Below are 22,578 nucleotides of genomic sequence, written 5' to 3'. Positions count from 1 at the left end.
CATCGGCGCGATGGACCTCGACGACCCTCCGGCGCTCGTCGGCTTCGCGATCGCGCTCCTGCTCGGCGCACTGATCGGGCTCGAGCGCGAGAAGCGGATCGCGGAGGAGCTCGAGAGCGGCGTGCGCAAGCAGCGCGGGATCGGCGGGCTGCGCACCTTCATCCTGTTCGCCGAGGCGGGCGCCCTGGCGGCCTGGCTCTCGCTCGAGCTCGGGACGCCGTGGCTCTTCGTCGGCGTGGGCGCCATGGTGACGGCAGTGGTCCTGGCCGGCTACACCGCGACCTCGCGCGAGGAGGGCCAGCTCGGCCTCACCACCGAGACCGCCGCGCTCGTGACCTTCCTGCTCGGCGCGACGGTCCTGGTCGGACACGCCGGAATGGCGGTCGCGCTCGCCATCGCCACCTCGGCGGTGCTCGCCTTCAAGCGACCGCTGCACGGGCTCGTCGAGCGCATCGACCGCGACGATCTCTACGCCGGGCTCGAGCTCCTGATCGCGGCCTTCATCGTGCTGCCGGTGCTCCCGAACCGGCCGGTCGACCCGTGGGGCGTGCTCAACCCGTGGAAGATGTGGTGGCTCGTGATCCTGATCTCGGCGCTGTCGCTGGTCGGCTACGTGGCGACGCGCGCGCTCGGCGCGGGACGCGGGATCCCGCTGACGGGGCTGGCGGGGGGCCTCGTGTCGTCGACCGCGGTGACCCTCTCGCTCGCGCGCCGCAGCGCCGAGGGGCGCGGCGACGCACGCCTCGACCACGCCCTGACCGCGGGGATCCTGCTCGCCTGGGCGACGATGTTCGCCCGCATCGGGGTCCTCGTGGCAGCGGTGAACGCGCCGCTCCTGCCGGGGATCGCCGGGCCGCTCGGCGCGATGATCGCGGTCACCGGCCTTGCCGCCGCCTGGCATCACGGGCGCAGCCGTGCGCACGGCGCCGGCGGCGATGCGCTCCCCCTCGCGAATCCCTTCCGCCTCGTGCCGGCGATCCGCTTCGCGCTGCTCTACGCGGGGGTGCTGCTCGCGGTCGCGTTCGCCGAAGGCCGCTTCCCGGCACGCGGCCTCTACGCGGTGGCAGCGCTCGCGGGGCTCACCGACGTCGACGCGATCACGCTCTCGGTGGCACAGCCGAACGAAGCCGTGGCGGCCGGGCCGGCGATCGCGGCGATCGCGATCGCAGCGGCCAGCAACACCCTGGTGAAGTGCGCCCTGGCCGCCGGGATCGGGTCCCGCGCGCTGCGCCGCCACGTCGTGACGGTGACGGCCGCGCTGCTCGTGACCGCCGCCGCCGCATGGGCGCTCGCGACCCTCAGTACGTGACGAAGGGCAGCGGCTCGAGCAGCTCGAGGCAGGCCGGCAGTGGCGCCGCCGGATCCTCCCAGAAGCTCTGCATCGCCCCGTAGGTGCAGGCGTCGAAGCCGGCGGCGCCGTGGCCCGCGCGCGGCGCCGAGACGAAGCGCGCGTTCGGCATGCGTGCGGCCTGGGCCTGCGAGTCCTCGTGGGGCGTGATCGGGTCGAGCGTGCCGGCGAAGACCAGCGTCGGGACGTCCACCGTCACCGGGTCCTGGAAGCTCCGCGGCACCGACTCCACGTCCCACACGTCGCAGAAGGGCTGCGAGAAGCCGAGCAGGACCAGCCCGTCCCGGCCGGCGCCGCGCAGCGCCCCGCGAACCCGCCGCGGGGGGTGGAGGCGCTGCCCGTCGGCGCAGTCCACCGACAGGTAGGCGCCCTCGGAGAGCTGGAGCAGCTGCGGGACGCCCAGGCTGATGAAGAGCGGGATGATGCCGCGCTCGCCCGCAGCGAGGCTGTCGGCCACGGAGGGCAGGAGCGGGATCAGCGACGTCTGGTAGAGGGCCGAGAACAGGCCCCCGCGCACGTCCGCACCGGTCAGCGTGAACGAGCGCGTGAAGGTCTCGCCGCCCACCGTGTAGGTGGCGTCGATCGTCTCGGGATCCGCGTCGAACGACGCCGCGGCGGCGTCGATCGTCGCGCCGAGCGCGGGGAAGGAGGCGTTGCAGGCGGGGTCGGCCGCGCATGCCGCCGCCAGGACGTCCACGGCGCGGTCCGGCAGCGACAGCGTGCGGTGCACGCCCCCGACGTCGGGCGGATACACCGAATCGAGGAGCAGGGAGCGGACCCGGCGCGGGTGCTTGCGCGCATAGTCGAGGGCGAGACGCGTCCCGTACGAGCCACCGTACACGTTCCAGGTGTCGACGCCGAACGCGCGCCGGATCGACTCCATGTCGGCGACCGAGGCCGGCGTGTCGTAGTCGTCGAGATCGACGCCGGAGCGGACGAGCCGGTCGCGGCAGGCCTTCACGGCCCTGCGGTTGTCGGCGAGCTCCGTCCTCCACGAGGCGGCGGCGCCGAGCGCGGCCAGGATCGCCTCCTCCTTCTCGGGGCACTCCAGGCTCGGGAGCGAACGGCCGGCCCCGCGCTGGTCGAAGGTGATGAGGTCGCGGCCGGCAAGCGCGGGCAGCCTCGCCAGGCCGGCCGGCGCCGCCGTCAGGGCGCTGCCGCCGGGCCCGCCGTGCAGCACGAGGATCGGCGGCGCGGCCGGGTCGGCGCCCGCGCGGTGGATGCGGGCGACGGCGAGCTGGATCCACGACCTGCCCCGCCAGGGGTGCCACGGCGGCGGGCGCTGGCGCTCGCGATCGTCCGGCACCGCGACGGTGCCGCAGGTGATGGTGGTGTCGGCCGGGATCGTCTCGGGGCGCGGCCACCAGCATTCGCGCTCGACGAAGACGGGGGACTCGAGCACGGGCCGCTGGCGATGCGCGAGCCCGCTCTCGTGCTCGCGGGCGGGCTCGCGCCCGACGCCGCTCCCGTTCCAGGACGCGTGCGGCCCGCCCGCAGCGGCCGCACCGGCCGCACCGGTGGCGAGCAGCGCCGCCAGTCCGGCCGCGAGGGCCCGATTCCTCCCCCTGCTCGCGCTCCCGGTCATGGTCCGCCTCCCCCTCGCGTGGCGCGGCATTGTCGGCGGTGATCCGCCCGGGCGCAAACCACGCTCACCAGCCCCGCAGGTCGACGGCCCAGCTCTCGACGACCCGGTCGCCCTCGACGAGGTGGAGGCGCTCGTGGTAGGCGACGGTCGGGTCCACGTGCGCCGGCCACACGCGCAGGCGGTCGCCGACCTTCACCTGCCGCGCGCCGCCGGGCGCCTCCGGGTCGGCGGCGAAGGTCACGTGCTCGTCCGAGCAGAACCAGACCCGGGCGCCCTCGATCGCGGGATTGCCGTGGTCCATGCCGAGGGACTTGAGCCCCGCGTCGCACACCGCCCAGGCGGGGCCCACCGACACCACCGTGCTCCAGACCGCGAGCGCGGGCCGGAAGGGCAGCCCGAGCTTCGCGTAGGCCGTGTCCATCAAGGAGTAGGAGCCGGCCTGGATCTCGGTCGCGAGCTCGTTCAGGTCGAAGGAGCCGGTCCCGCCGGCCGACACGACCTCCCCGCCGACCTCGGCGTGGGCCGCCGCCAGCTTCGCCATCGCGGCATCGACGGCGGCCTTGCGCTCGGCGCGGCCGGCGAGCCCGACCGCGTGGCCCTCGTAGCCCATGACGCCGCGCACGGAGAGGCCGCGCCGCCGCGCGCGGTCGGCGAGGGGGCCCGCCTGCTCGGGGGCGCAGCCGCAGCGCGGGAGCCCCACGTTCACGTCGATCAGCACCTCGCGCACGCCGCCCGCCACGGCGGCCTCGATCGTCTCCGGCGAGTCCACCGCGACGGTCACGCGCGCGTCGAGGCGCCCGAGCCGGCGCGCGTCGAGGGTCTCGTTGGCAAGGAGCAGGTCCTCGCCGAGGCCCGCCGCCGCCAGGCCCTCCATCTCGCGCACGGTCGCGCAGCAGAAGCCGCGGTGGCCGAGCGCGGCCTGGCGGCGCGCCAGGGCCGTCGCCTTCGTGGCCTTCACGTGGGGCCGCAGGCGCGGGCCGGGGAGCGCGCGGGCCATGAGCGCGAGGTTGTGCTCGAGGGCGGCGGTGTCGACCACCAGCGCCGGCGTCACCAGATCGTCGAGCCTCATTCAGAGCGCGATCTGCCGCGGCGGGCGCACGACGATCTCGGCGACGTTCACCTCGATCGGCTGGGTGACGGCGTAGAGCACCGCCTTTGCCACGTCGTCGGGGCTGCCGAGGAGCTGCTGTAGCGCGGGCTGGAGCTTCTCCACCACCTCGTCGGGCAGCCGCTCGCCCTTCTTCACCTCGACCTCCAGGCCGGTCGCCTTCACGATGCCCGCCACGAAGGCGGGGTCGAAGTTCCGCGCGAAGTTGGTGGCGATCGCGCCGGGCATCACGTTCACGACCCGGATCGTGTCGCCCTCCAGCTCCTCGCGCAGCGTGTGGTGGATGCAGTTCACGGCGTGCTTGGTGGCGCCGTACACGCCGGAGTTGTTGCGCTGCGCCGCGATCGAGGAGATGTTCACGATGTGGCCCTGCGCGCCGCACCGGCGCATCGCGCGGATCGCCGCCTGCGCGCCGACCAGGAGCGCGAGCACGTTGGTCTCGAGCATCGCGCGCCACTCCTCGGGCTCGCCCTCCGCGATCTTGCCCGGAAACGACACGCCGGCGTTGTTGACCATGACGTCGAGCCGGCCGGTCGCCTCGACGGCGCCCTCGACGAGCGCGCGCACCTGCGCCGGCTCACGCACGTCGAGGGTGACGACCCGCGCCCCGCCGCCGGCCTTCTCGAGCTCGCGGGCGGTCTCCTCCATCGCGGCGCGGGTGCGCCCGCCGAGGGTCACGTGGGCGCCGGCCAGGCCGAGCTGGCGGGCGATGGCGCGGCCGATGCCGCTCGAGGCGCCGGTCACGACCGCGGTCTTGCCGGCGAGGGGATGGGCTGCGGACATGGTGCCTCCGGGTCCGGAACGGGTGCGCGGGCCGAAGGTACCAGGCTCGGCGGGCGGGGCGGGCCGAAGCGATGCGCGCGCGGGGGAACCTGCCTACGCTGCCGCCGCCGTGTTCGCCTTCGAGCTCGCCGCCGCCACGAAGCACTACGCCCGCCGGCGGGCCCTGGCCGGGGTGGATCTCGTCGTCCGCGAGCACGCCGCGGTCGGCCTGCTCGGCCCGAACGGCGCCGGCAAGACGACGGCGCTGCGCCTGCTGCTCGGCTTCGCGCGCCCGAGCCGCGGCGCCGCGCGCCTGCGCGGGCGCGATCCCTACGACCCGGCGTCGCGGGCCGGCGTCGGCTACCTGCCCGAGCGGCTGGCCCTGCCGGGCGCGCTGACCCTGCGGCGCTTCCTCCGCGTCCACGCCGCGCTCGCCGGGCTCTCGGGCACCGCGGCCGGGCGCGCGCTGGAGGCCGCTGCCGACACGACCGGCGTGCGCGAGCGGCTCGACGAGCGCCTGGGGTCGCTCTCGAAGGGGCTCGCGCAGCGTGCCGGCTTCGCGAGCGCGCTGCTCGGCGACCCGGCCGTGCTCGTCCTCGACGAGCCGACCAGCGGCCTCGACCCGCTCGGCGTCCGCGACGCGCGCGACTGGATCCAGGCCGCGCGTGCGCGCGGCGCCACGGTGCTGGTCTCCTCGCACGTGCTCTCCGAGGTCGAGCGCACCTGCGACGAGGTCGTGATCCTGCACGAGGGGCGCGTCGCCGCGGGCGGCCCGCTCGGCGCGCTGGTGCAGCCGGGGGAGTCGCTCGAGGACGCCTTCGTGCGCGCGGTACGCGGGTGAGCGCGCGGGCCTTCGCGCGGGCGGTGCGCGGGTGAGCGCGCGGGCCTTCGTGGTCCTCGCCGGGGAGGCGGCGCGCGACGCGCTCCGGCGCCGCTTCGCGCTCGCGATCGCGATCCTGCTCGTCCTCTCGCTCGGCTGGACGAACACCTGCACCGGCTTCGGCTCGAGCCTCAGCCTCGACGGCCAGCCGGTGGATCCGGCCCTGCTCGCCGGCTTCCTGGCGCCGATCCTCTTCTCGGTGCAGGCGCTGGCGGTGCTGGTGGTGGCAGGCGTCCTGGCGTCGGACCACCTGGCGCGGCCGCTCGCCGAAGGCAGCGCCGCGCTGTGGCTCGCCAGGCCGGTCTCGCGCAGCGTCTTCGCCGGCGCGCGGCTCGCCGGGGCGCTCGCCGTGACGCTGCTCGCCGGCGCGGTGCTGCTCGGTGGAACCGCCGCGCTGCTCTCGACGCGACACGGTGTCGGCCTCGAGCCCGCCGCGATCGCCTCGCTGGCGACCGCGCTCGGGGCGGTCGTGGTGGGGGCGCTGGCGGCAGCGGCCTCGCTCGCCGTCGGGCGGAGCGCGGTGCTCCTCGCGCTGGCGGCGGCGGTGCCGCTGCAGTTCGCGGCCAACGCGGCAGGGCTCCTGATCGCCCTCGTGCAGCCCGAGGTCTCGCTGCCCGGCCTGCTCGCGGTGCTCGACCGCTTCGGGCCCCCGCTCGGCACGGCGGTCTTCGCGGCAACGGCGGCGTGGAACCCGCACGTCGAAGCGGGGGGCGCGCTGGCCGCAGCCCTCGGCCGGCTCGGGCTGTGGGCGGGCGGCGCCGTCGCGCTGCTGCTGCTGGCCTTCCGCCGCGTCGAGCTCGGGCGGTGACCCGCGAGGCGCGCCGCACGGCCGCAGCGCTGGCCGCGCTCGCGCTCGGAGGGCTCGCGGTCGCCTGGGCCGCCGGCTGGCTCGGCGCGCTCGGCCGGCGGCTCGAGGCGCGACAGGGCGGCGCGGTGCGCGACGCGATCGTCGCGGAGGTGTTCGCGCCGGTCTTCGACGATCCCGCCTTCCAGGCGCGCGCGGAGGGCATGGGCGAGGCCGAGCAGCAGGCGCTGCTCTTCGAGCTGGCCCGCGACGGGCTGGCACGGCTTCCCGACGCCACCCTGCTCGACCGGCTCGCGCTGCTACGCGACGTCGTGCACGGCGGCGACGAGCGTACCTGCGCGACGGTGCTGGTGGGCGGCGCGCCGGGCGCGGCCGGGGACCTGCTGGCGGCGCTCGACGAGGATCCCTTGCGGCGCTGGCTCGCCTTGAGCCGCGCGGCGGTGCTGGCGACGCTGCGCGAGGATCCCGTCCGGCAGCTCTCGCCCGAGGACGCGGAGCGCGCGCGCGCCGCCCTGCTCGGCGGGCTCGGCCCCGCGGACGCCGAGCGCTTCGAGGCCGTGCGCCACTCGCTCGCGGGCCTCTCGCAGCGCGAGGCCTGCGCTCTCGCTCGCGCGACCCTCGACGCCGCGGGCCGCCTGCCGGCGCACGACCGGCAGCTCGTCGCCCGTCTCCTCGCCGCCGGCTGACCCGCCCGCGCCAGCGCGGGTACGCGCAGGCGTGGGGATGCGGATTGCGCAACCTGCGCTCCTCGCCTTGCGCGATCTGCGCAACCAGCGGCGACGGAGGTGACGGTCGACACGCACGCATACGAGCTGCCGTGTGCGCGGTCACGCGGCGCCGGCGGCACGAGGCCGACACGAGCCGGGTGGACCGCTCGAGCCCTGCGCCGAGCGAGGGGTCGTCTGGCGCAGGCATCGTGCAGGACCGTGGAGGCTCGCATGCAAGTGTTCCGTGCCTGGTGGTTTCCGATCGCTGCGGCGATCGCGCTGGCCGTACAGCCGGCGCGCGCGCTGACCCTGGCCGACCTGGATGCCGGAGGCGGCTTCAGCGTCGGCGGACTCTCGTTCTCGGACTTCGACGTGCTCGTGAGCGGCGACGTGTCCTCCGACCTCGCCGACTACCCGGTGCAGATGCTCGCTGACGGCTTCCGGCTGACCGGGCCGCTGTCGGTGACGCTCGGCGGCGAGGCGACCGTGCTGGTCTCCTACGTCGTCGAGGCGGCGGCCGGGATCGAGGGCGCGGCGCTGTTCTCGCCGCTCGTGGCGGTCGGGACCGGCGCTGCGGCGCTGGTCAGCGAGTCGCTGCTCGCGGAGGGCGGGGGTCCCCTCGCGACCCTGCTCGCGCTGAGCGTCGACGGCGGCAGCTCGGATCCCTCCGACGCCGCCGGCTTCGCGGCGGTGACGCGGATCGAGGTCGTGAAGGTGATCAGCCTGACGGGCACCCTGCTGGCCGTGGCTCCGCACGTGGACCAGCGCTTCACGGTGGTCCCGGAGCCGCTACCCCTGGCGCTGCTGGCCGGAGGTCTGACCGGCCTGGCGGTTGCGGGTCGCCGCCGCGAAGTGGTGGCCTAGCGCCCGGCGACCCGGGCGGTCGCGGCAACTCCGCCGCGACCGCCTCTTCGGGGACAGACCCGGCGATCCGGCGATTCTCTCCGAGAATCGCCGGATCGCCGGGTCTGTCCCCTAGCAATACCTCAGCCACCCCTCGTACTTCCGATCCTTCCCGGCCACGAGGTCGAAGAACGCGGTCTGGAGCGCCTTGGTCACGGGGCCGCGGCGGCCTTCGCCGATCCGGCGGCGGTCGATCTCGCGGATCGGGGTCACCTCGGCGGCCGTGCCGGTCAGGAAGACCTCGTCGGCGATGTAGAGCTCGTCGCGGGTGATCCCGCTCTCCTCGACCGGGATGCCGCGGTCGCGCGCGAGGGCGAGGATGGCCTCGCGGGTGATCCCGGCCAGCACGGCCGGCAGCGGCGGCGTGCGCAGGACGCCGCCGCGCACCAGGAACAGGTTCTCCCCGCTCGCCTCGGCGACGAGGCCCTGGGTGTCGAGCAGGATCGCCTCGTCGTAGCCGTCGAGCAGCGCCTCGCGCTTGGCGAGGATCGAGTTCACGTAGTCGCCGCAGGTCTTGCCCTTGGTCATCTTCGCGTTGACGTGGTGGCGCGCGAAGGTCGAGATCTTGGCGCGGATGCCGCGTTCCATGCCCTCGTCGCCCAGGTACTTTCCCCAGGGCCAGACGGCGATCGCGACGCGCACCGGGTTGTCGCCCGGGTTGAGCCCCATGGCGCCGTGCCCGACGAAGACCAGCGGCCGGATGTAGCCCTCGGCCAGCCGGTTGGCCGCGAGCGTCTCCAGGATCCCCTGCTCGATCTGCTCCTTCGTGAACGGCACCGCCATCAGGTTGATGTGCGCCGACTCGAGCAGCCGCCGCACGTGCTCGCCGAGCCGGAAGACCGCCGAGCGGCCGTCCGCCGTGCGGTAGCAGCGGATCCCCTCGAAGACGCCGAGCCCGTAGTGCAGCGTGTGCGTGAGGACGTGCACGGTGGCCTCGTCCCACGGCACCAGCGCGCCGTCCATCCAGATCTTCTCGCCGCGGACCTGTGTCGTGCCCGAACTGCTCATGGCGAACGCTTAGCCCGCCTCGCTCGCCGCTTCCACCCGGGCCGCGTCGAGCAGCGCGCGCAGGCTCTCCGCGAAGGGCGCCCGTGCGATCCCGCGCTCGGTCACGATGCCGCTCAGGAGCCGGTGCGGCGTCACGTCGAAGGCCGGGTGGCGCACCGGGACGCCCTCGGGCAGGAGCTCCGTCTCGCCGATCCGCGCCAGCTCGGCGCGCCCGCGCTCCTCGATCGGGATCGCGCCGCCGTCCGGCGTCACGGGGTCCACCGTCGAGAGCGGCGCCGCGACGTAGAACGGGACCCCGTGCTCGCGCGCCAGCACCGCCAGCGGATAGGTGCCGATCTTGTTCGCGACGTCGCCGTTGGCCGCGATCCGGTCGGCGCCCACCACCACCACGTCCACCTCGCCCTGCTGCAGCAGATGGCCCGCCATCACGTCGGCGATCACGGTCACCGGGATGCCGTCGCGCGCGAGCTCCCAGGCCGTGAGGCGCGCCCCCTGCAGGAAGGGGCGTGTCTCGTCGGCGAGCACGCGCTCGAGCCGGCCCGCTTCGTGCGCCGCGCGCACCACCCCGAGCGCGGTGCCGTAGCCCGCGGTCGCGAGCGCGCCGGCGTTGCAGTGCGTGAGCACGCGCGCCCTCGGAGGGATCGCCGCGAGCCCCGCCCGGCCGATCGCCCGACACGCGGCCACGTCCTCCGCGACGATCCGCTGCGCCTCGGCGACGAGCCGTTCGCGCAGCGTACCCGCGCGGTCCCCCTCCGCGAGGACGGCGCGCATGCGCCCCAGCGCCCAGAACAGGTTCACCGCGGTGGGCCGCGTGCGCGCGAGGCGCGCGATCGCGTCCTCGACCTCGCCGCGCAGGGCCCCGGCGCCACCCGCCGTCGAGCGCACGGCCGCCAGCGCCACACCGAGCGCCGCCGTGCAGCCGATCGCGGGCGCCCCGCGCACCACCATCGTCTCGATCGCTCGCGCCACCTCCTCGACCGTCGCGAGACGCACCACGACCTCTTCCCGCGGCAGCCGGCGCTGGTCGAGCAGCAGCACGGCGTCGCCGTCCCAGCGCAGCGTGAACCACCCCGGAGCGCTCATCGGCGCGGCTCGCGCGGCGCGAACAGGCCGTCGAGCGCGTCGAGGACGCTGCGGCCGGCGCCCTCCCCGAGCGCCCGGTCGAGCTTGCGCTCGAGCTTGTCGCGCTTGCCGGCGGTCGCGAAGGTCGCGGCCAGGGCCAGGGCGGCCTGCGCGTCGATCGCGATGCGCGGCTCGTCGAGGGTGCCGCCCACCGCTGCCAGCGGCAGCACGCGCTCCCGCCCGCCGGGCCGGGGCTCCTCGCCCGCCAGCGCCGCGTAGGCCTCCTCCTCGAGCACGAGGCGCCCGCGCGCGTCGAGCCCGCGGTCGGCGAGCCGCACCGTCCCGGTCAGCTCGAGGGCATAGCCCGGATAGCGCAGCACGAGGTCGTCGCTGCGCGCCACCCCGTCCGACACGGTGAAGCGTCCCGCCAGCGACTCGAAGCGATCGCCGTAGAAGCGCTCGAGACGCGCCCTCCGCCCCTCGCCGAGCCCGCCGATCGTCTTGCGGAGCTGCTCGACGACGAGCTCGAAGGGCGCGACGCCGGGGATGCGGCCGGGCCCGGCCGCGACCCGTGCGGTGCCCGACAGACCGGCCAGCCAGGCCTCGCCGCCGGCGAGCGGCCCCGCGAGCTCGGCCGCGGCGCCGAGCGGCCCGGTCATCGCCTCGGGCTCGCCGGTGAGCGCGGCCAGCAGCGGCTGCGCGTCGGCGTGCTCGAGAACGATCCGGGTCTGGTGTCGGGGCGTCCCGCCGAGCCCCGCGACGGCGAGCGCGAGCGCGGCCGGCTGGCCACCGGCTTCGGCCACGAGCCCCTCGCTGCGCAAGCCGTCTCCCGCACCGACGAGCGCGCCGTGGAGCACGATCGGCCCGCGCCCGTCCGGCGACACGCGCACGCCGTCGAGCACGATGCGTCCAGCCAGCGCGAGTGGCGGCGTCCGGAGCTCGAGCGCCTCGGGGGCCGCCCGCCCCTCGGGCGCGAGCGGCGCGAGGCCCGGCACCAGCTCGCCGAGGTCGGCCACCGGGAAGGGCGGCGCGTCGAGCCGGGCGGCGAGCGGCCGCCCGCCGCCGAAGCCGAGCGAGCCCTGCCCGCCGATGTCCTTCAGCCGCACCCGCACCTGCTCGATCTCGATGCGGCCGTCGGGCGCGGTCGTGAGGCGGCCCTCGGCGCTCGCCGCCGCGCCCGGCGGCTTGCGCACGATGCCGCCGCCGTAGAGCAGCTCCGCGCCGGTCGCGTCGAGCGCGAAGGTGCCGGTGGGCCGGTCGAGCGCGCCGCGCAGCTCCGCCGCGAGCGACACCGGCCCGCGGATCGCGGCGTCGCCGATCGCGAAGGCGGCGTCGCCGATCCGCACCTCGAGGTCGGCGGCATCGGGCGTCCGGGCGGGACCGCGCAGGGCGAGCGTGCCGTCGAGCGCGCCGCCGAGCGTCGCGCCGTCGCCGAGGTAGGGTGCGAAGGCAGCGGCCGGCAGGCGCTCGAGCGTGAGCGTGGCGGCGAGCGTGCGGCTGGCGTCCACGCGGCCCTCGCCGCGCAGGCCGCCCTCGCCGACCCGCGCCGAGCCCGAGAACACGAGCGCCCGCGCCTCGCTCGTGCGGGCGCGCGCCTCGAGATCGGCGAGCACGAGCGTCACCGGCGGCGTCACGGTGCGGTCCTCGAAGGTGAGGCGGGTGTTCTCGACGTCGAGGCGGCGCACGGCGAAGGTGAAGCCGCCCTCCCCTTCGGGTGCGCTCGGCGCCGCGCCGCCGGGCTCCGCGGGCGCCGTGCCGCCGGGCGCACGGGGCTCCGCGCCGCCGGGCTCGCCGGGCGCCGCGCCCGGAGCGGGCTGCGCCGCGGGGCCCTGCCACGGCCAGCGCAGCCCGTCCGCGGTGCGCACCGCGCGCAGCACGCCGCCCTCGATCGCGACGCGGTCGATCACGACCGCGCCCGCGAGCAGCGGCAACAGCGCGACGCGCAGCTCCGCGCGTTCGACCGCGAGCGCCGTGCCGTCGCCGAGCTTCGCCTGCTCGACCCGCACGCGCGGGGGCAGGACGCCCACCTCGAGCGCCTCCCAGCCGGGCTCCTGTCCGGTCGCCCCGCGGACCGCCTCGCGCAGGCGCGCCCCGAACGCGTCGCTCGCGACGTAGCCCGAGAGCCACCAGCCGAGCCCTCCCAGGGCCGCGGCCGCCAGCACGGCGAGAGCGAGGGCGACGCGCGCGAGCGCCCGCATCTCAGCCGCCCCGGAGCCGGCGCAGCAGCACCTCGCGCGCGGCGGCGGGGCTCGCCTTGCCGCCCGTGCGCCGCATGATCTGGCCCATCAGGAAGTGGAGCCCCTTGTCCTCACCCGCGCGCACCTGCTCGGCCACCGCCGGGTGCGCGGCGATCACCTCCTCGACCGTCGCCTCGAGCGCGCCGGCGTCGGAGACGGCCTCGAGCCCGCGCTCGCGCACCAGCGCCTCGGGGTCGCCGCCGTGCTCGAGCAGCTCCGCGACGAGCGGGCGCGCGTTCGCCGCGGTGACGCGGCCGGCCTCGACGAGGGCGATCAGGCGGCCCAGGGCCGCGGGCTCGAGGCGCGTGGCCTCGAGCTCGAGCCCGCGCTCGCCGAGCGCCTGGAGCACGTCGCGCTGGATCCAGTTGGCGGCGCTCTTCGCCGCCTTCGCACCGCCGCCGAGCGCCGCCGCCACGGCCTCGAAGCAGTCGGCGACCGCACGGCTCTCGGCGAGCAGCCGCGCGTCGTAGGGGGAGAGCCCGTAGTGCTCCTCGAAGCGCGCGCGCTTCGCCTCCGGGAGCTCCGGCAGGGCCTGCCGCACCGCCTCGATCGCAGCCTCGTCGACGACGAGCGGGATCAGGTCGGGGTCGGGGAAGTAGCGGTAGTCGTCCGAGTTCTCCTTGAGGCGCATCACGCGCGTCGCCTTGCGCTCGGCGTCGTAGTGCAGCGTGCACTGCTGCACGCGCCCGCCCCGGTCGAGGAGTGCGGCCTGGCGCGCGATCTCGGCGTGCAGCGCCTCCTCGACGAAGCGGAAGCTGTTCAGGTTCTTGAGCTCGGTGCGGGTGCCGAGCCGGGTCTCGCCGTGCGGGCGCAGCGAGAGGTTTGCGTCGCAGCGGAACTGCCCCTTCTCCAGGTCGGCGTCCGACACGCCGGCGTAGCGGAGGATCCGGTGCAGCGCGCGCAGGTACGCAGCCGCCTCGGCGGGTGAGCGCAGGTCCGGCTCCGAGACGATCTCGAGCAGCGGGACGCCGGCGCGGTTCAGGTCGACGTGGGTGTCGTCGGCGCCGGCCACCGCGGCGTCGTGGATCGACTTGCCGGCGTCCTCCTCCATGTGGATGCGGGTGAGCCCGATCCGCACCGGCTCGCCGCCGGTATCGACGTCGAGCCAGCCGCCGGTCGCGAGCGGCTCCTCGAACTGCGAGATCTGGTAGCCCTTCGGCAGGTCGGGATAGAAGTAGTTCTTGCGCGCGAAGACCGAGCGCGCGTGCACCTTGCAGTGGGTGGCGAGCCCCGCGCGGATCCCGAGCTCGACCGCCTTCGCGTTCAGCACCGGCAGCACGCCGGGCAGCCCGAGGTCGATCGGGTGGACCGCATGGTTCGGCGGCTCCCCGTAGCGCACCGGCGCCGGGCTGAAGAGCTTCGACTCGGTCCGGAGGTGCACGTGCACCTCGAGCCCGATCACCACCTCGTAGCGGGCGTGCACCCGACGCGTCATGACGGAGCGTCCCGCCCGCTCATCGCCCGGGCTCCCAGAGCGCCGGATCCGGCGTCCGCGCGTGCCAGTCCGTGCGCCGCTGGTACGCGTCCGCCGCGCGCAGCAGCGTCGCCTCGTCGAGCGGCCGCCCGAGGAGCTGGAGGCCGACCGGGAGCCCGTCCGCGAAGCCACAGGGCAGCGAGACGCCCGGGATGCCGGCCAGGTTCGCCGACACCGTGTAGATGTCGGAAAGGTACATCGCGAGCGGGTCGCCGGTCTTCTCGCCGATCCGGAACGCCGGCTCGGGGGTGGTGGGGCCCGCGAGCAGGTCGCAGCCGGCGAAGGCCTGCTCGAAGTCGCGGCGCAGGAGCGTGCGCACCTTCATGGCCTTGCGGTAGTAGGCGTCGTAGTAGCCGGCCGAGAGCACGTAGGTGCCGAGCAGGATGCGCCGCTTCACCTCGGGCCCGAAGCCCTCCGAGCGCGTGCGCCGGTACATCTCGCCGAGCGTCGCCGCCTCGGCGCGGCGCCCGAAGCGCACGCCGTCGTAGCGCGCCAGGTTGCTCGACGCCTCGGCGGTGGCGATCAGGTAGTAGGTGGCGATCGCGTGCGGCGCGTGGGGCAGCGAGACCTCGCGGGTCTTGGCGCCCGCCCGCTCGAGCTCGGCGACGGCCTCGCGCACGCGCTCGGCGACCCCCGGCGCGAGCCCTTCCTTCGCGAAGAACTCGCGCGGAAGCCCGATCACGAGCCCGGAGACGTCGCCGCTCAGGGCCGCGCGCAGCCGCGGCGGCGGCTCCGGGAGCGAGGTCGAGTCGAGCGGGTCGTGCCCGGCGATCGCCTCGAGCACGAGCGCGCAGTCGGCCGCCGTGCGCGCGAAGGGCCCGATCTGGTCGAGCGAGGACGCGAAGGCCACGAGCCCGTAGCGCGACACGCGCCCGTAGGTGGGCTTGAGTCCCGTGACGCCGCACAGCGACGCCGGCTGGCGGATCGAGCCGCCCGTGTCGCTGCCGAGCGCGATCGGCACGACACCGGCCGCCACCGCCGCCGCCGAGCCCCCCGACGAGCCGCCCGGCGTGCGTCCGGGATCCCAGGGGTTGCGCGCCACCCCGTAGACCGAGTGCTCGGTAGACGAGCCCATCGCGAACTCGTCCATGTTGGTGCGGCCGATCACGACGGCGCCGGTCGCCCGCAGGCGCGCCGTCGCCGTGCCCGGATAGGGCGCGACGAAGCCCTCGAGGATGCGCGACGCGCAGGTGCAGGGCTCGCCCTCGTCGACGAGCAGGTCCTTGAGCGCCACCGGCACGCCGTCGAGCGGCCCGCGCGCCTCGCCCCGGGCGCGCCGCGCGTCGCTCGCCGCGGCGTCGTCGCGCGCGCGCGCGGGCGAGAGGTGCACGAAGGCGCCGAGCCCCTGCGCGCGCCCGGCCGCGGCGAGCGCCGCGTCCGCCAGCTCCAGGGCCGAGACGCGCCCGCCCTCCAGCGCGGCCGCCAGGTCCGACGCGGTGGCGAAGCGCACTAGCCCTCGTCCTCCTCCAGCACCTTGGGCACCACGAAGGCGAAGCCTTCGCGGGCGGGGGCGTTGGCGAGGGCGCGCTCGGGCGGGAGCGGCGCCTCGGCCCGGTCCGGCCGCAGCGGGGTCCGCAGCGCGAGCGCGTGGTCGGTGGGCTCGACCGCCCCGGTGTCGAGCGCGTCGAGCTGGGCGACGTAGCCGAGGATCGCCCCGAGCTCCGCCGTCATGCGCTCCGCCTCACCGGGCCCGAGCTCGAGGCGCGCGAGCTCCGCGATGCGCTCCACGTCGGCCCGTTCGATGCGCGCCATGGGCGCCAAGGTAGCGCCGTGCGCGGGCCCCCTCCCCTGCTTGCCACGCCCGGGGCCGAGCAGTAGCCTGCGGCGCCGAAATGCCCGAAGACGCTGAACCTTCGTCTCCCTCCGCCTCCGCAGCACCCGCCGACGCCTCCTCCGAGAACCTCTTCGCCGCGCTGCCCGAGGACATCCAGAGCGGCCTGCGCGAGCTCGGCTGGCGCACGCCGATGCCGGTGCAGGCAGCCACGATCCCCGCCATGCGGGCGCGCCGCGACCTGATCGTGCAGGCGCGCACCGGCAGCGGGAAGACCGGCGCCTTCGGCATCCCGATCGTCGCCGAGGTGGACGCGGACCTGCGCGCGCCGCAGGCGCTCGTGCTGACACCGACTCGTGAGCTCGCGAACCAGGTCGCGAGCGAGCTCGTCACGATCGGCAAGCACCGCGGCATCGTCTGCCTGCCGATCTATGGTGGGGTCGGCTACGGGCCGCAGCTCGAAGGGCTGGCGGCCGGGCCGCACATCGTGGTGGGCACGCCCGGGCGGATCCTCGACCACCTCGGCCAGCGCCGGCTCGTGCTCGACCGCGTGCGCTTCTTCGTGCTCGACGAGGCCGACGAGCTGCTCTCGCTCGGCTTCTGGCCCGACATGCGCGAGATCGACCGTTACCTCCCGCCGAAGGAGAGGCGCCAGACCTGCCTGTTCTCGGCCACGATGCCCGAGAAGGTGCGCGCCCTCACGCGCGTCTTCATGCGCGATCCGGAGTTCGTGACGCTCTCCGAGGGCCAGATCGCACCCGCCGAGATCGAGCATTTCTTCTACCTCGTGAGCGCACAGGAGAAGGAGCAGGCGCTGGTCCGGATCCTCGAGTACGAGGACCCCGAGAGCGCGATCATCTTCTGCAACACCAAGGACGACGTCCGCTACGTGACGGCCTTCCTCCAGCGCCGCGGCTTCGACGCCGACCAGATCTCGGGCGATCTGGCCCAGGCCGCGCGCGAGCGGGCGATGGCGCGCATCAAGGCCGGCGAGCTGCGCTTCCTGGTCGCCACCGACGTGGCCGCGCGCGGCATCGACATCTCGGACCTGACCTGCGTGATCGGCTACACCGCACCGGACTCGCCGGAAACCTACGTGCACCGCACCGGCCGTACCGGCCGCGCGGGCAAGGCCGGTTTCGCGATCTCCCTCGTGTCGGCGCTCGACATCGGCAACTTCAAGTATCTCCAGAACGTGAACCGGATCCAGATCACGGAACGCAAGCTCCCGTCCGACGCCGAGCTCCTCGACCGGCTGCGCGAGCGGCTCACGGTCAAGGTGGAGCAGGAGATGCGCGCAGTGCCCGAGCGCGAGCGCGCCTGGAAGATCGACCGCTGGGTGGCCGTGGTGTCGGCGATGGCGGCCAGCGACGAGGGGCGCCGCGAGCTGGCCGCGATCTGCTCGGCCTACCTGAAGGAGCACCGCCCCCAGACCACGGTCGGCGAGGTCGAGGTGGGTGCCACACGCGACGCCGATGCCGAGCGCGCCCCGCAGCGGCGCGAGGGCGGTGGGCGCTCGCGGCGCGGTGGCGGGCGCGGGCGCGGCGGTCGCGGGCGGCGCTAGCCGGAGCGCGCGATGCGCATCACCGTCTTCGCGGGCTCCAGCCGCCAGGCGGCCGAGCCCTTCCTCGCGGTGGCCACGGCGCTCGGCGCCGAGATCGCGCGCCGGGGACACGATCTCGTCTATGGAGGAGGACGCACCGGGCTCATGGGCGCGCTCGCCGACGGCGCGCTCGCAGCCGGTGGCCGGGTCCACGGCGTGATCCTGCGCCGCTTCATCGACGAGGACGTCCATCATCTCGGGGTCGAGATGTGTGAGGTCGACGACATGCGCGCGCGCAAGGCCGGCCTCGACGAGCGCGCCGACGCCTTCGTCGCCCTGCCCGGCGGCCTCGGCACGCTCGAGGAGCTCGCCGAGGTGCTCTCGTTCCGCAAGCTCGGGCTCCACCACCGGCCGGTGGTGCTGCTCGACGCCGCGGGCTTCTGGGACCCCCTGCTCGAATGGCTCGGGCGCGCGATCGACACGGGCTTCGAGAAGCCCACGGCGCGCGCGTGGTGGGCGGTCGCCGGGAGCGCGGCCCGGGCCGTGGAGCTCTGCGAGACCCTCGCGGCAACCGCAACCCCGGGGGAGCCGGGGCGCGATCGCCGGCCCGGCAACGATCCTCCTTGAAGCGAGCGGCCTCCCCCCCATAGACTCGCGCGTTCCGGACGCGCCCGTGGCGAGGAAGGGGGTGGTGTCGATGCGCGCGCATCTGCTCGGCGGCCGGGGAGCCTGGCTTCCCGTGATCCTCCTGCTCTCGCTCTCCCAGGTCGGGCTCGACTGCGACGAGCCGTCGCCCTTGCTCCGGGTCGTGACGCCGGCCCACGAGAGCACGGTCACGACGCTCTCCTTCCCGCTGCAGATCGACCTCCACCCGAGCGCGGACGCCGCGACGCTGCGCGTCGAGCTGAACGGCGAGGACGTCACCGATCGGCTGACGGGCGGGCCGGCGACCTGGACCGCCACGATCGCGCCGGGCGCGCCGCTGCGCGACCACAACGAGATCTTCGTCGCGGTCCGCTCCAGCGAGACGCCGGCGCTCGAGAGCGGTCGTCGCTCCCGCTTCGACTACCTTCCGCCCAAGGCGCGCGCGTCCCGGATCGACGACCCCGCCGACTGCCCGACCGGCCCGCTGGCGCACTGCACGGCCGACGACTACCTGCTCGCCAACGACGTCGCGCGCTTCGTCGTCCAGAAGCCCACCCAGCGCGAGCTGATCTTCGTCGGCACCTGGGGCGGCAACCTGATCGACGCCGAGCTCGTGGAGGACGGCGTGCGCCAGGGCAACGAGAGCTTCTTCGAGCTGCAGCCGGCCGTGAACGTCGAGACCGTGGTGAACGCCGTCAGCGCCGAGATCCTGAACGACGGCGCGGATGGCACCACCGCCATCCTGCGCACCTGCGGCCCCGACGACCTGCTCGACGACATCAATCCCTCCTCGGTGATCGAGCAGGCCGGCGCCACGTTCCCGCCCGGCGTGGACGACCAGGACTACGAGGTCTGGGGCTGCACCGAGTACCGCCTCGAGCCCGGCACGCGGACGGTGGAGCTGCGCACCACGATCGCGAACATGGAGGCGGTGGATCTCCCGCTCTACGTCGGCGACTACATCAACGGCGGCGGCGAGCTCGAGCAGTGGACGCCGCTCTCCGACCAGGCGCCGATCCCGATGGGCCAGGCCGGGGTCGGCGAGATGCTCGCCAACTGGGGCGTCTCGCTCGTGTCCTTCTTCGGCTACGACGATGCCGAGGGGGTCGACTACGCGCTGCTCGACGCCCGGCCGCCCGACGTGGCGCTGCCCTCGAGCACCTTCACGACCTCCGGCGTGTCCTTCGTGCTCCACGGGCACGCGGTGCCGGCCGTGCTCGGCGCCGGGATCCCGCCGAACTTCACGGTGCCTGCCGGCGGTGCCAACACCTTCACGCGCTGGTTCTCGATCGGCGACGGCAGTGGGGCCAACGCCGTCGAGGCCTTCGCCGACGTCCACGGCCTCCCGACCGGCCGCCTGCGCGGCTGCGTGCGCGACGCCTCGGGCGACCCCCTACCCGGCGCGCGCGTCGCGGCCGGCCGCGACACCGCCGGCGGCACCACGGCGCTCCACCTGCTGCGCGCCCACTGGGTGACGGACGCCGAGGGCTGCTACGACGGCCGCATCCCGGCCGGCTCCTACCTGGTCGCCGCAGCCAAGGAGGGCTTCCCCTACGAGGGCGGCGGCGCGGCGCCCGCGACCCACCTGGTGACCCTCACCGCAGGCGCAACGACCGTCCAGGACGTGGTCCTGCCCGAGACGGGCCGCCTGCACGTGACGGTCGTCGATCACGCGGGCCAGCCGGTCCCCGCCCGCGTCTCGGTGGTAGGCTTCGACCCGAGCCCCGAGCCCAGCCTGTTCGCCACCGTGCTGTCCGCGAACGACACGCGCACCCACCTCTTCTACGACCTGAGCCAGGACGCGGTGCCGACCGGCCTCTCGCGCAGCGAGTACACCGAGGCGAACGGCGTCGCGGACCTGCTGCTCGAGCCCGGCACCTACCAGATCGCGGTCTCGCGCGGCGGCGAGTGGTCGCTCTACACCGAGCAGGTGACGATCGCCGCCGACGCCACCACGAACGTGTCGGCACAGATCGCGCACGTGCTCGACACGAGCGGCTGGATCTCCGCGGACTACCACGTGCACATGATCGACAGCCAGGACTCGCGCGTGAGCCGGCGCGCCCGGATCCGGTCCTACGCCGGCGAGGGCGTCGACTCGATCGTGGCCACCGACCACGCCCACGTGACGGACCTCGATCCCGAGATCGCGAGCCGGGGCTTCACGCCCTTCGTGAACGCCACGCCGGGCGAGGAGATCACGACCTTCGACTACGGGCACTTCAACGCCTACCCGCAGGGCCCGGATCCTGCGCAGCCGCAGACCCAGGGCGCCACCGACCACGGCGGCGCGGCGCCGCCCGGCGAGGGCTTCCCGAGCAACGGTCACTTCAACCTGTCGCCCGCCGAGATCCACGCCGCGGTGCTGGCCGACCCCTCGAACGCGGGTCTCGAGACGGTCGTGCAGGTGAACCACATCGACGGCCACTTCGACCCGCTCAAGATCGACACGGCCGTGACCCCGCCGCGCTCGTTCCTGGACCCGGGCGAGCCGGCGATGTTCCGGCTCGACCCCTCGATCCCGAACTTCTTCCACGCCTTCCCGGCCCTCGAGCTGTGGAACGGCGCCTCGGCGCAGAAACAGGAGACCGAGTTCCTGGGCGAGCGCATCGGGATCTGGATGAACCTGCTGAACCAGGGCCTGCCCGCGACCTTCGTGGCGGACACCGACACCCACGAGTACCACAGCCTCTCGGCCGCCGGTGCGCGCACCTGGACGCCCGCCTCGAGCGACGCGGTGCCGGCGGTCTCCGACGCCGAGATCGCACGCGCGATCCACGCCGGCAAGGCGGTCGGCGGGCAGGGCGTCTTCCTGACCGCACGCCTGCTCGCCACCGACGGCTCGGCCGGCAGCGCGCAGCTCGGCGGCGTCGTGCCGGCGGGGACGGCACCCGCAACCACCGCAGCGGGGACGCTGCTCAGCGTCGGCAACGGGGAGGTCGACCTCGAGATCCGGGTCCAGGCCCCCACCTGGGCGCCCTACGACCGCATCGTGCTCTACCGCAACGCCACCACCGCGGTCGCCCGCCGCAACGACGGCATCCCGACCCTCTACTCCGCGCTGCCGGCGCAGACGCTGCTCGCCGGGACCGACTTCACGGTGGACACCGTCGCGGTGAACGGCTCGCAGCGGCTCGAGACGAACCTGACGCTCCGGCTCGACGGGATCACCGGGGACGAGTGGATCGTGGTGGCGGCGCGCGGCCTGCAGGGCGTCTCGCCGCCGATGTTCCCGGTCTACCCGCACCCGACCGACGTCGCGACGGAGAACCCCACGCTCGCCGACCTGATGGACGTGACCGCCGCCGAGAAGGGCGTGCGTGCGCTCGGCGTCACGAACGCGCTCTTCCTCGACGTGGACGGCAACGGCGTCTTCGACCCGCCCGGCGTGTGGGTGGTGAGGCCCTGAGCGCAGCGCGCGTCCTCGCGAGCACGCGGGTCCTCGCCGTGCTCGCCGTACTCGGCGGGCTCGGCGGGCTGGCAGGGCTGGCCGGCACGGCCGCGGCGGCGAGCACGGCGCCGCCCCCGGCCGCGGGCGGCGGCCCGCTCCTGCGCGCCGTCGAGGGCGCACGGCGCGTGGTGGCCGGGACCATCGAGACGCCCGCCGCCGTGGATCGCAGCGGCTGGTCCGCGTGGCTCCGCGTCGAGGACGACCTCGACGCGCCGGGGCGCGGCGTACCGGGCGGGGAGCGCCTGCGGATCGCCTGGGAGGAGCTGGCTCCCGTGCGGCCCACGCGCTTCGCGGCGGGCGAGCGCGTGCTGGTCGCCCTCGAGCCGCTCCCGGGCTGGTCGCTCTGGCGCGAGCGCTTCCCGGAGCGCGACGCGCTCGCGGTCGCGGCCGAGGGCTACGCGTTCCTGCGTGCCCCGGATCCCGCCACGATCCAGGGCCTCCGGCACTGGCGCGCGCTCGCCGGCGACGCCCGCGACCGCGCACCGGGCGCCTCCGCGCTCGCGGCGCTCGCGGCGCGGGGTGCCCCGCCGGTCGCGGAGGCCGCCGCCGCCCGGCTCGCCGAGATCCCGGGCCTCGCGACCCAGCTCGACGCAGCGGCCGTCGCGGACCTCTCCGCCGCGCTCGCCGATCCCGCACGCTCCGTCCCGCTCCGGCTCGCGCTCCTCCGCCTCGCGGGCCCGCACCGGCTCGCCGCCCTGCGCCCCGCCGTGGCGGCGCGGAGCGAAGGGGGCCCGCCGCTGGCCGCCGCCGCCTGGGAGGCGCTCGCCGAGCTCGACGGAGGCCTCCCGGCGCCGACCCTGCGGCGCCTGCTCGCAAGCGACGACCCCGAGCTGCGCGCCGTCGCCGCGAGCCGCGCGGCCGGCACGCCGCTCGCGGCGCGCGCCGCCGCGCTCGCGCGGCGCGACCCGGCGCCCGTCGTACGCGAAGCGGCCGTGCGCGCGCTCGTCGCAACGCGCGATCCGCCCTACGTCGATCTCGCCTTCGAGGCGCTCTCCGATCCGGCCCTCGGGGTGCGCGGCGCCGCCGCGCAGGGCCTCGGCGCGATCGGCTCCGCGCTCGTGCCGCGCCTGCGCGCCCTCGCGGAAGCTTCGAGTGGGCGCGAAGCCGCGGGCGCCATCACCGCGCTCGCCTACGCGGGAGCGGAGGGACGCGAAGCCCTGCACGCGATCGCCCGCTCGCATCCCGACGCCGCCACCCGCCAGCTCGCGCGGCTCTTTGCCGGCGAGCCCCTGCGCGCGCACTGAGAGCGCCCCGCGCCCTCGCCCAGGGGGTGCGCCGTCCGGCAAGGC

Annotated in this window: 18 protein-coding genes; 9 read left to right on the top strand and 9 right to left on the bottom strand. The window is 75.6% G+C overall.

The window, feature by feature from the left end; all coding sequences use genetic code 11:
* The first annotated feature begins 10 nt into the window (after positions 1-10).
* On the top strand, positions 11-1,309 hold the full coding sequence (locus OZ948_09715) for an MgtC/SapB family protein (GenBank protein MEB2345008.1): 1,299 nt from the start codon (positions 11-13) through the stop codon (positions 1,307-1,309).
* On the opposite strand, the gene OZ948_09710 is transcribed toward OZ948_09715, so the two are convergent.
* From OZ948_09710 to OZ948_09700, 3 genes are all read right to left on the bottom strand, one after another.
* The gene (locus tag OZ948_09710; protein MEB2345007.1) at positions 1,299-2,933 is read right to left on the bottom strand and encodes an alpha/beta fold hydrolase; all 1,635 of its coding nucleotides are present in this window, start codon (positions 2,931-2,933) and stop codon (positions 1,299-1,301) included. The genes OZ948_09715 and OZ948_09710 overlap by 11 nt on opposite strands.
* Positions 2,934-2,997: 64 nt before the next feature.
* Complete coding sequence (locus OZ948_09705) at positions 2,998-4,002, bottom strand: alanine racemase (GenBank protein MEB2345006.1); 1,005 nt, start codon at positions 4,000-4,002, stop codon at positions 2,998-3,000.
* Entirely contained in the window at positions 4,003-4,824 is an 822-nt protein-coding gene (locus OZ948_09700) for an SDR family oxidoreductase (protein ID MEB2345005.1), read from the bottom strand.
* 109 nt (positions 4,825-4,933) lie between these two features.
* Between OZ948_09700 and OZ948_09695 the strand changes: the two genes are divergently transcribed.
* The 4 genes from OZ948_09695 (at position 4,934) to OZ948_09680 (ending at position 8,059) form a co-directional block, all read left to right on the top strand.
* Positions 4,934-5,644: an ABC transporter ATP-binding protein gene (locus OZ948_09695; protein MEB2345004.1), complete on the top strand. Its 711-nt coding sequence runs from the start codon at positions 4,934-4,936 to the stop codon at positions 5,642-5,644.
* A 31-nt stretch (positions 5,645-5,675) separates the two neighbouring features.
* Positions 5,676-6,491: a hypothetical protein gene (locus tag OZ948_09690; protein MEB2345003.1), complete on the top strand. Its 816-nt coding sequence runs from the start codon at positions 5,676-5,678 to the stop codon at positions 6,489-6,491.
* Positions 6,488-7,174 carry a hypothetical protein gene (locus OZ948_09685; protein MEB2345002.1) on the top strand — a complete coding sequence of 229 codons (687 nt, stop codon included), beginning with the start codon at positions 6,488-6,490 and terminating at the stop codon, positions 7,172-7,174. The genes OZ948_09690 and OZ948_09685 overlap by 4 nt, the downstream gene beginning before the upstream one ends.
* A gap of 252 nt (positions 7,175-7,426) precedes the next feature.
* Positions 7,427-8,059 carry a hypothetical protein gene (locus tag OZ948_09680; protein ID MEB2345001.1) on the top strand — a complete coding sequence of 211 codons (633 nt, stop codon included), beginning with the start codon at positions 7,427-7,429 and terminating at the stop codon, positions 8,057-8,059.
* 111 nt (positions 8,060-8,170) lie between these two features.
* Here the strand turns inward: OZ948_09680 and OZ948_09675 are convergent, their stop codons facing one another.
* From OZ948_09675 to gatC, 6 genes are read right to left on the bottom strand one after another with little or no spacing between them, the layout of a single operon-like run.
* Positions 8,171-9,106: a branched-chain amino acid transaminase gene (locus tag OZ948_09675; protein MEB2345000.1), complete on the bottom strand. Its 936-nt coding sequence runs from the start codon at positions 9,104-9,106 to the stop codon at positions 8,171-8,173.
* 9 nt (positions 9,107-9,115) lie between these two features.
* A complete protein-coding gene (gene mtnA, locus OZ948_09670; protein MEB2344999.1) occupies positions 9,116-10,189 on the bottom strand; it encodes an S-methyl-5-thioribose-1-phosphate isomerase in 1,074 nt (357 codons plus the stop codon).
* A complete protein-coding gene (locus OZ948_09665; protein MEB2344998.1) occupies positions 10,186-12,366 on the bottom strand; it encodes a DUF748 domain-containing protein in 2,181 nt (726 codons plus the stop codon). The genes mtnA and OZ948_09665 overlap by 4 nt, the downstream gene beginning before the upstream one ends.
* Before the next feature lies 1 nt (position 12,367).
* Positions 12,368-13,840: an Asp-tRNA(Asn)/Glu-tRNA(Gln) amidotransferase subunit GatB gene (gene gatB / locus OZ948_09660; GenBank protein ID MEB2344997.1), complete on the bottom strand. Its 1,473-nt coding sequence runs from the start codon at positions 13,838-13,840 to the stop codon at positions 12,368-12,370.
* A 19-nt stretch (positions 13,841-13,859) separates the two neighbouring features.
* Positions 13,860-15,329 (bottom strand): Asp-tRNA(Asn)/Glu-tRNA(Gln) amidotransferase subunit GatA, encoded by a 1,470-nt coding sequence (gene gatA / locus OZ948_09655; protein ID MEB2344996.1) that lies wholly within the window; start codon positions 15,327-15,329, stop codon positions 13,860-13,862.
* Positions 15,329-15,631 (bottom strand): Asp-tRNA(Asn)/Glu-tRNA(Gln) amidotransferase subunit GatC, encoded by a 303-nt coding sequence (gene gatC, locus OZ948_09650; protein ID MEB2344995.1) that lies wholly within the window; start codon positions 15,629-15,631, stop codon positions 15,329-15,331. Before gatC ends, gatA begins: the two co-directional genes overlap by 1 nt.
* 80 nt (positions 15,632-15,711) lie before the next feature.
* Here gatC and OZ948_09645 point away from each other — a divergent pair, with 80 nt between their 5' ends.
* From OZ948_09645 to OZ948_09630, 4 genes are all read left to right on the top strand, one after another.
* On the top strand, positions 15,712-17,214 hold the full coding sequence (locus OZ948_09645) for a DEAD/DEAH box helicase (protein ID MEB2344994.1): 1,503 nt from the start codon (positions 15,712-15,714) through the stop codon (positions 17,212-17,214).
* A gap of 12 nt (positions 17,215-17,226) precedes the next feature.
* Positions 17,227-17,820 carry a TIGR00730 family Rossman fold protein gene (locus OZ948_09640; GenBank protein MEB2344993.1) on the top strand — a complete coding sequence of 198 codons (594 nt, stop codon included), beginning with the start codon at positions 17,227-17,229 and terminating at the stop codon, positions 17,818-17,820.
* A gap of 70 nt (positions 17,821-17,890) precedes the next feature.
* Positions 17,891-21,247: a carboxypeptidase regulatory-like domain-containing protein gene (locus tag OZ948_09635; GenBank protein ID MEB2344992.1), complete on the top strand. Its 3,357-nt coding sequence runs from the start codon at positions 17,891-17,893 to the stop codon at positions 21,245-21,247.
* A complete protein-coding gene (locus OZ948_09630) occupies positions 21,229-22,533 on the top strand; it encodes a HEAT repeat domain-containing protein (protein ID MEB2344991.1) in 1,305 nt (434 codons plus the stop codon). Before OZ948_09635 ends, OZ948_09630 begins: the two co-directional genes overlap by 19 nt.
* The last annotated feature ends 45 nt before the right edge of the window (positions 22,534-22,578 follow it).

The sequence above is a fragment of the Deltaproteobacteria bacterium genome (assembly GCA_035063765.1).
Classification (GTDB): Bacteria; Myxococcota_A; UBA9160; order UBA9160; family PR03; genus CAADGG01.
The sequence above is the reverse complement of the archived record's forward strand: the minus strand, read 5'-3'. Positions and strand labels throughout refer to the sequence as shown.